We start from the raw sequence: 8,133 nt of genomic DNA on the forward strand, positions 1-8,133 counted from the left end.
ACGAAGCATTCTTTATCGGCGCTTTGGTGGAAGGGGTGGGGCCGATGTCTCCCACAGTCTGTACTGGGCTAACAGTCAGAAGCTGGCTTTTGGTCCCACCCACCCCTTCGAGTCCTACCATACAAGCTGGCTTGCCAGCGATGAGGCCCTGACAGGCAACACCTGAGCAATGCCCCACGCCAGTTCGAAGACCAGAAAAACCAGCAGGATCGAACTGGCGCCATGGGCCAATGCGTACGCTTGCCAAGCCGCAAAAAGAAATCTTGCCACCGCGTCATACCGTCCATAAAGCGCCTGCGGATCACGAATCCGCAGCACCGCCCAAACACACACCACCGACCCCAACAGATTCGCCATCAACATATGCACAGGTTGAAACGCCGGCAATTCGCCGGGCAAATTCAGCGCACTCAACAACTCATGCACAAGCGCAAAACTCCACGGCGTGGCAAACGCTGCCGTGACGATCAAGTCATACCAGGCACTGCCGCGCACCACGTGGCGATACTGCGTTGAAGTCCACATCATCCATGCTCCAGAAATTCAGGGAGCAAGCACGGTAAAGCCTGGAGTATGCTCCAGGGTCAATAGCCCTTTTGAGAGTTGCCATGCGCATCGGTGAATTAGCCCAGGCCAGCGCCGTCAGCCGTGACACCCTGCGTTTCTACGAGCAGCGCGGGTTGATTGCGGCGCAGCGCAGTGCCAATGGTTACCGCGACTATCCACCCGAGATGGTGCAACTGGTGCTCTATATCAAAACCGCGCAGCGTCTGGGATTTACCCTCGGCGAGATCGGCGACAGTGTCGCGGCGTTGTGGAACGCACCCGATCCAGACAACGCCGTGGCGCAGCTTCTGCGCGACAAACTGCAACTGATCGAAACCCGCATGAGCGAACTCGACGTGCTGCGGCAAGAGCTGCAACTTCGGCTCGGTCAGGCCTGTCCATTGAATCCATGATCCTCATTCATCAAGGAAGCCCCTCATGTCTGCAAAAAACGCACTGATCATTGGCGCCTCTCGGGGCCTTGGCCTCGGTCTGGTGAAAACCCTGCTGGCCGACGGCTGGCAAGTCACCGCCACCGTGCGCAATCCTGCCAATGCCGATGCGCTTCAAGCATTAGGCAAGGTGCGGATCGAGAAGCTCGACATGGACGATCAGCAAGCGGTGATCGCATTGAGTCAGCAACTCAAGGGCGAAACCTTTGATCTGCTGTTCGTCAACGCCGGGGTCAAAGGCCCGGCCGATCAGACCCCGGGCGGCGCGACATTGGCCGAAGTCGGTCAGCTGTTTTTCACCAATGCGGTGGCGCCGATCAATCTGGCCCAGCGTTTTGTCGGGCAGATTCGTGACGGCAGCGGTGTGCTGGCGTTCATGAGTTCCGGGCTGGGCAGCGTGACCGTGCCGGACGCCCCGGAACTGGCGCTGTACAAGGCCAGCAAGGCTGCGCTGAATTCGATGACCAACAGTTTTATCACGCAATTGGGCGAGCAGAAGATGACCGTGTTGTCGCTGCATCCGGGTTGGGTGAAGACAGACATGGGTGGCGAAGGCGCGGATCTGGATGTGGAAACCAGCACTCGTGGGTTGGTTGATCAGGTGAATGCGTACACCGGCAAGGGCGGGCATCACTTCATCAATTACAAGGGTGAAACCATTCCCTGGTAATTGATGATCCCCTGTAGGAGCTGCCGAAGGCTGCGATCTTTTGATTGTAAAAAACAAGATCAAAAGATCGCAGCCTTCGGCAGCTCCTACAGGGTTGCGTATTTGTTGGAATGGGCGTTGTCGGATCACATCGCCATTGGTTTGTGTATTTTGGTTGTGTGGTGACTGGTCGGGTTGGGCTTGCTCGATGCAACAATTTGTTTGAAACTGCGCACCTCGTCCCCGCGGCGACCCTGGATCAGCAGACAGGGCATCACTGAGCTGGCAACCCTGAACCCAATTTTCAGAGGAGCCGGCAACATGCCCGCGACCCGTACCTGGTTAAAAAATCCCCTCGCTATTTTCACCTCCAACGAGCTCGATGCCCGTGGCGGTTTAGTCGTGCAAGACGGTGTCATCGTCGAAGTGCTGGCTGCCGGCCAACAGCCGTCGGCGCCGTGCAATGAAGTCTTTGATGCTCGCGAGCATGTGATCCTGCCGGGCCTGATCAACACTCACCACCATTTCTATCAAACCCTGACTCGCGCCTGGGCGCCGGTGGTCAATCAGCCGTTGTTCCCGTGGCTGAAAACCCTGTACCCGGTGTGGGCGCGTCTGACACCTGAGAAACTCGCCCTCGCCACCAAAGTCGCGTTGGCCGAGCTGCTGCTGTCCGGCTGCACCACCGCTGCCGACCATCACTACCTGTTCCCGGACGGTCTGGAAAACGCCATCGACGTGCAAGTCGAAACCGTGCGTGAACTGGGCATGCGCGCCATGCTCACTCGCGGTTCGATGAGCCTCGGCGAGAAGGACGGCGGCCTGCCACCACAACAGACCGTGCAGGAAGGTCAGGTGATTCTCGACGACAGTCAGCGCCTGATTCACGAGTACCACGAACGCGGCGATGGCGCGCAGATCCAGATCGCGCTGGCGCCGTGCTCGCCGTTCTCGGTGACCCCGGAAATCATGTCGGCCAGTGCTGATCTGGCGAACAAGCTCGACGTGCGTCTGCACACGCACTTGGCCGAAACCCTCGATGAAGAAGATTTCTGCCTGCAGCGTTTCGGCCTGCGCACCGTCGATTATCTCGACAGCGTCGGCTGGCTCGGCCCGCGCACCTGGCTGGCGCACGGTATTCACTTCAACCCGGACGAAATCGCGCGTCTCGGCGAGGCTGGTACCGGTATCTGCCATTGCCCGAGTTCGAACATGCGTCTGGCTTCCGGCATTTGCCCGAGTATCGATCTGACTGACGCCGGTGCGTTGTTTGGTTTGGGTGTTGACGGTTCGGCGTCTAACGATGCGTCGAACATGATTCTGGAAGCGCGTCAGGCGCTGTACATCCAGCGTCTGCGTTACGGCGCCGAGAAGATCACCCCGGAACGCGTGCTGGGCTGGGCGACCAAGGGTTCGGCGAGCTTGTTGGGCCGTACCGACATTGGTGAGATTGCCGTGGGCAAGCAGGCGGATCTGGCGTTGTTCAAGCTCGATGAGCTGCGCTTCTCCGGCAGCCATGATCCGATTTCGGCGCTGCTGTTGTGCGGCGCCGATCGTGCGGATCGGGTGATGATTGGCGGCAAGTGGCGCGTGGTGGATAGGCAGGTTGAAGGCCTCGACTTGAAAGGCCTGATCGCCGATCACAGCCAGGCGGCACGCCAACTGATCGCCGGTACCTGATCCCCCTCCCCATATGATCGTTCCCACGCTCTGCGTGGGGAATGCATCACGGGACGCTCTGCGTCCCAGCAGCGGACGCAGAGCGTCCATGGCGGCATTCCCACGCGGAGCGTGGGAACGATCAATATCAAAGGCCGAGCAGGGACAACATGATGAACGTCGCGAACAGCACGAAGTGCGTCATGCCTTCGATGGCATTGGTTTCGCCGTCATTGAGGTTGATCGCGCTGACGATCAACGTCAGGAAAATCATCACCGTCTGCACTGGCGTCATCGCCATCTGAAATGGCTGGCCGGTGTACAGCGCCATCGCTTCCATCACCGGCACCGTCAGAATCACCGTCGACAGTGACGCGCCCATCGCGATGTTCACCACCGACTGCATGCGGTTGGCCAATGCCGCGCGCAACGCGGTCAAAATCTCCGGTGCCGCAGAAATCGCCGCCACCAGAATCGCCGTGATCACTGGCGGCGCGCCCGTGCCTTCCAGGCCCAGATCGAGGGTCTTCGACATCACCTCGGCCAACGCGCCGATCACCACAATGCCAAACACCAGAATGCCGATCGACAGGCCGATGCTCGGTGCTTTCACCTGCGCGTCCTGTGGTTCTTTCTTGCGGCGTTTATCCGGATAGCTGTAGCTGAAAAAGTAACTGTGCGGGCCGACCTGCATGCGCAGAAACAGCGCGTAAAGCACCACCATCGCACCGATGGTGAACGCCGAATAAATCTTCCAGTTGGCCTCAGGAATAAACTCCGGCACCACCATCGACACGCCCATGGCGGTGAGGATCATCACGCTGTAGCTGCGCGCGGAATCGTCGTTGTAGGACTGTTCGCCGTGTTTGATCCCGCCCATCAGCGCGGCGAGGCCGAGGATGCCGTTGATGTCGAGCATCACCGCCGAATAGATCGTGTCGCGCACCAGTGTGGGCGACGCTTCGTTGCTCATCATGATCGCCAGAATCACCACTTCGACCAGCACGGCCGCGAGTGTGAGGATCATCGTGCCGTAAGGGTCGCCGACCTTTTCCGCGAGCAATTCGGCGTGATGGGCGACGCGCATCGAGGCGGCGACGATGAAGGCGATCAGTACCAGGCCGGCAGTCAGCGCGACGATCTGGCCGCTGTGCAACATCCAGTGTTCCAACGGATAAGCGACGCACGCGGCAATGACGGCCAGTAGCAGAAAACTTTCTTGCTTGAGGATGGTGAGCATGGACGGGCCTTTTACCGAAGAGTGCGAATGAGCTACTGACTGCGGAGCGGCGCTAACGTTTCGTTACACATTAGCGCACCAAGCGATGGCGTGAACTCGCGGACTTGCACTGCGTTGGTTCTGGCGCTGAAAAGATCGCAGCCTTCGGCAGCTCCTACAGGTTGCGCATTCCCATGTAGGAGCTGCCGAAGGCTGCGATCTTTTTTGTTTGTTGTCCTGTTGGTCAGCAATTTGCATTGGCCCTGACCACACACAACAAAATGGAGTTCGAATTCATGCAAATACGTCCGCTGCACAAACTGCTGTGCGCCGCCCTCGGTCTGGGGATCAGCCTGAGCGCCAGCGCTGCCGATCCGCTCAAGGTCGGTTTCGTTTACATCGGCCCGATCGGTGACCACGGCTGGACGTATCAGCATGAGCAGGGGCGCAAGGCACTCGCCGAGAAATTCGGCAATCAGATCACCACTAACTATGTGGAAAACGTCGCCGAAGGCGCCGACGCCGAGCGGGTGATCCGCAACATGGCCAAGGACAAATACGATCTGATCTTCACCACCTCGTTCGGCTACATGAACCCGACGCTGAAAGTCGCCAAGCAGTTTCCCAAGGTGACCTTCGAACACGCCACCGGTTACAAACAGGACAAAAACCTCGGCACCTATCTGGCGCGCACCTACGAAGGTCGCTACGTCGGCGGCTTCCTCGCGGCGAAGATGACCAAGACCAAAAAAATCGGTTACGTCGCTTCGTTCCCGATCCCCGAAGTGATCCGCGACATCAACTCGATTCAACTGGCGCTGAACAAATACAACCCGGGCACCGAGATCAAAGTGGTGTGGGTCAACTCGTGGTTCGATCCGGGCAAAGAGGCCGACGCAGCCAACGCGCTGATCGATCAGGGCGTCGATGTAGTGTTCCAGCACACCGACAGCCCGGCGCCGATTCAAGCCGCCGAACGTCGTGGCGTGTATGCGGTGGGTTACGCCTCGGACATGGCGCACTTCGGCCCGAAAGCGGTGCTGACCTCGATCGTCAACGACTGGGCGCCGCACTATATTCAGGCGACGCAAAGCGTGATGGATCACACCTGGAAGTCGCAGGATTACTGGGGCGGTTTGAAGGAAGGCACGATTGAACTGCCGATCAGCGATCTGGTGCCGGCACCGGTGAAAGCCGAGGCCGAGCAGATCATTGCTGACATCAAGAGCGGTGCGTTCCAGCCGTTTACCGGGCCAATCAAGGATCAGGCCGGCGTGGAGAAAATCCCTGCGGGTGTGAGCGCGACCAATGCGGAGCTGGCGTCGATGAACTACTACGTTGAAGGCATGAAGGCCGAGATGCCGAAGTAACCCACCTGACCCAGATCGTTCCCACGCTCTGCGTGGGAATGCCGCCCGGGACGCTCCGCGTCCCTGCCAAAAACAGACGCAGAGCGTCCATTGAGGCATTCCCACGCGGAGCGTGGGAACGATCTCCCGTACTTTTCAAGGATTGTGTATGGATCAGCTTCCGATCATCGACATCAGCCCGCTCTATTCCGACGACGAAAACGCCTGGCCTGCGGTGGCCGAGCAGATCGACCTGGCCTGCCGCGAATGGGGCTTTTTCTACATCAAGGGCCATCCGATTTCAGCGCAACGCATCGACACGGTGCTTGATCAGACTCAGCGTTTCTTCGCCCTGCCTACCGCAGAAAAACTCAAGATCGACATCACCCAGACCCGCCACCATCGCGGTTACGGCGCCATCGCCACTGAGCAACTCGACCCGAGCAAACCCAGCGACCTCAAAGAAACCTTCGACATGGGCCTGCACTTGCCGGCCAACCATCCCGAAGTGCTCGCCGAAAAACCGCTGCGCGGCCCCAACCGCCATCCAACTCAACCCGGATGGGCTGAATTGATGGAGCAGCACTACCTCGACATGCAAGCCCTCGCGCAAACCCTGCTGCGCGCGATGACCCTCGCCCTCGACATCGAACGCGACTTCTTCGACAGCCGCTTCGCTGATCCGGTCAGCGTCCTGCGCATGATCCATTACCCACCGCGTCACACCGCCAGTTCCGCCGAGCAGCAAGGCGCCGGCGCACATACCGATTACGGCTGCATCACCCTGCTCTATCAGGACGGCGCCGGTGGCTTGCAAGTGAAGAATGTCAAAGGCGAATGGATCGACGCGCCGCCCATCGACGGCACCTTCGTGGTCAACCTCGGCGACATGATGGCGCGCTGGAGCAACGATCGTTATCGCTCTACCCCGCACCGGGTGATCAGCCCGCTCGGGGTGGATCGCTATTCGATGCCGTTCTTTGCCGAGCCGCACCCGGACACGCGAATCGAATGCCTGCCCGGTTGTCAGGACGCACAGCATCCAGCGAAATATCCGACGACCACTTGCGCCGAATTCCTCCTGTCGCGCTTCGCCGATACCTACGCTTATCGCCGCGAGCAGGAAGCCGTTTGATGGATCGCTTGGTCAGGTTTTGCCAATTGTTTCGGCGAGCATCTGTAGAATGCCGTCATTGCACCTGATGAGAAAAGAATATGTACGACTGGCTCAACGCCTTGCCCAAGGCTGAACTGCACCTGCACCTGGAAGGCTCGCTGGAGCCCGAGCTGCTGTTCGCCCTGGCCGAGCGCAACAAGATCGCCCTGCCGTGGAACGACGTGGAAACCCTGCGCAAGGCTTATGCCTTCAACAATCTGCAGGAATTCCTCGACCTCTATTACCAGGGCGCCGACGTGCTGCGCACTTCGCAGGATTTCTACGACCTGACCTGGGCGTACCTGCTGCGCTGCAAAGCACAGAACGTGATTCACACCGAACCGTTCTTCGACCCGCAGACTCACACCGACCGGGGCATTCCATTCGAGGTGGTGCTCAACGGCATCGCCGCGGCGCTGAAGGATGGCGAGCAGCAACTGGGCATCACCAGCGGTTTGATCCTCAGTTTCCTGCGTCACCTGAGCGAAGAAGAAGCCGAGAAAACCCTCGATCAGGCGCTGCCGTTCCGTGATGCGTTTGTCGCTGTCGGCCTCGACAGCTCCGAAATGGGCCACCCGCCGAGCAAGTTTCAGCGCGTGTTCGATCGTGCCCGTCACGAAGGCTTCCTGACCGTTGCCCACGCTGGCGAAGAAGGCCCGCCGGAGTACATCTGGGAAGCCATCGACCTGCTGAAAATTCAGCGCATCGACCATGGCGTACGCGCCATCGAAGACGAGCGCCTGATGCAGCGGATCATCGACGAGCAGATCCCGCTGACCGTGTGCCCGTTGTCGAACACCAAGCTTTGCGTGTTTGATCACATGTCGCAGCACAACATTCTCGACATGCTCGAGCGTGGCGTGAAGGTCACGGTGAACTCCGATGACCCGGCGTATTTCGGTGGTTACGTGACCGAGAACTTCTACGCGCTGCATGAGCATTTGGGCATGACCCAGGATCAGGCCAAGCGCCTGGCGCAGAACAGCCTGGATGCGCGCCTGGTAAAACCGTAAGACCGCTGAAGATCCAAATTGTGGGAGCGGGCTTGCTCGCGAAGGCGGTGTGTCAGATAGATGAATATTGACTGACACACCGCCTTCGCG

8 protein-coding genes are annotated in these 8,133 nt (G+C 59.2%); 6 read left to right on the forward strand and 2 right to left on the reverse strand.

Annotation, left to right across the window (positions count from 1 at the left end; all coding sequences use genetic code 11):
• Nucleotides 1-114 precede the first annotated feature (114 nt).
• Complete coding sequence (locus GVL50_RS28065) at nt 115-525, reverse strand: hypothetical protein (RefSeq protein WP_159815804.1); 411 nt, start codon at nt 523-525, stop codon at nt 115-117.
• 83 nt (nt 526-608) lie between these two features.
• Between GVL50_RS28065 and GVL50_RS28070 the strand changes: the two genes are divergently transcribed.
• The 3 genes from GVL50_RS28070 to GVL50_RS28080 all read left to right on the forward strand — a co-directional run bounded on the left by GVL50_RS28070 (nt 609) and on the right by GVL50_RS28080 (nt 3,327).
• A complete protein-coding gene (locus tag GVL50_RS28070) occupies nt 609-959 on the forward strand; it encodes a MerR family transcriptional regulator (RefSeq protein WP_053116957.1) in 351 nt (116 codons plus the stop codon).
• 25 nt (nt 960-984) lie between these two features.
• On the forward strand, nt 985-1,668 hold the full coding sequence (locus GVL50_RS28075; RefSeq protein ID WP_150709029.1) for an SDR family oxidoreductase: 684 nt from the start codon (nt 985-987) through the stop codon (nt 1,666-1,668).
• 300 nt (nt 1,669-1,968) lie between these two features.
• Complete coding sequence (locus GVL50_RS28080; protein ID WP_159815801.1) at nt 1,969-3,327, forward strand: 8-oxoguanine deaminase; 1,359 nt, start codon at nt 1,969-1,971, stop codon at nt 3,325-3,327.
• A gap of 127 nt (nt 3,328-3,454) precedes the next feature.
• Here the strand turns inward: GVL50_RS28080 and GVL50_RS28085 are convergent, their stop codons facing one another.
• Complete coding sequence (locus tag GVL50_RS28085; RefSeq protein ID WP_008082140.1) at nt 3,455-4,546, reverse strand: calcium:proton antiporter; 1,092 nt, start codon at nt 4,544-4,546, stop codon at nt 3,455-3,457.
• Nucleotides 4,547-4,821: 275 nt separating this feature from the next.
• Here GVL50_RS28085 and GVL50_RS28090 point away from each other — a divergent pair, with 275 nt between their 5' ends.
• The 3 genes from GVL50_RS28090 (at nt 4,822) to GVL50_RS28100 (ending at nt 8,043) form a co-directional block, all read left to right on the forward strand.
• Nucleotides 4,822-5,895, forward strand: a complete 1,074-nt coding sequence (locus GVL50_RS28090; protein WP_159815802.1) for a BMP family ABC transporter substrate-binding protein — start codon at nt 4,822-4,824, stop codon at nt 5,893-5,895.
• A gap of 148 nt (nt 5,896-6,043) precedes the next feature.
• The gene (locus GVL50_RS28095) at nt 6,044-7,009 is read left to right on the forward strand and encodes a 2-oxoglutarate and iron-dependent oxygenase domain-containing protein (protein ID WP_159815803.1); all 966 of its coding nucleotides are present in this window, start codon (nt 6,044-6,046) and stop codon (nt 7,007-7,009) included.
• A gap of 80 nt (nt 7,010-7,089) precedes the next feature.
• Complete coding sequence (locus GVL50_RS28100) at nt 7,090-8,043, forward strand: adenosine deaminase (RefSeq protein WP_008082147.1); 954 nt, start codon at nt 7,090-7,092, stop codon at nt 8,041-8,043.
• Nucleotides 8,044-8,133 lie beyond the last annotated feature (90 nt).

Origin of the sequence: Pseudomonas sp. 18058 (genome assembly GCF_902706155.1) — a bacterium.
GTDB lineage: Bacteria > Pseudomonadota > Gammaproteobacteria > Pseudomonadales > Pseudomonadaceae > Aquipseudomonas > Aquipseudomonas rustica.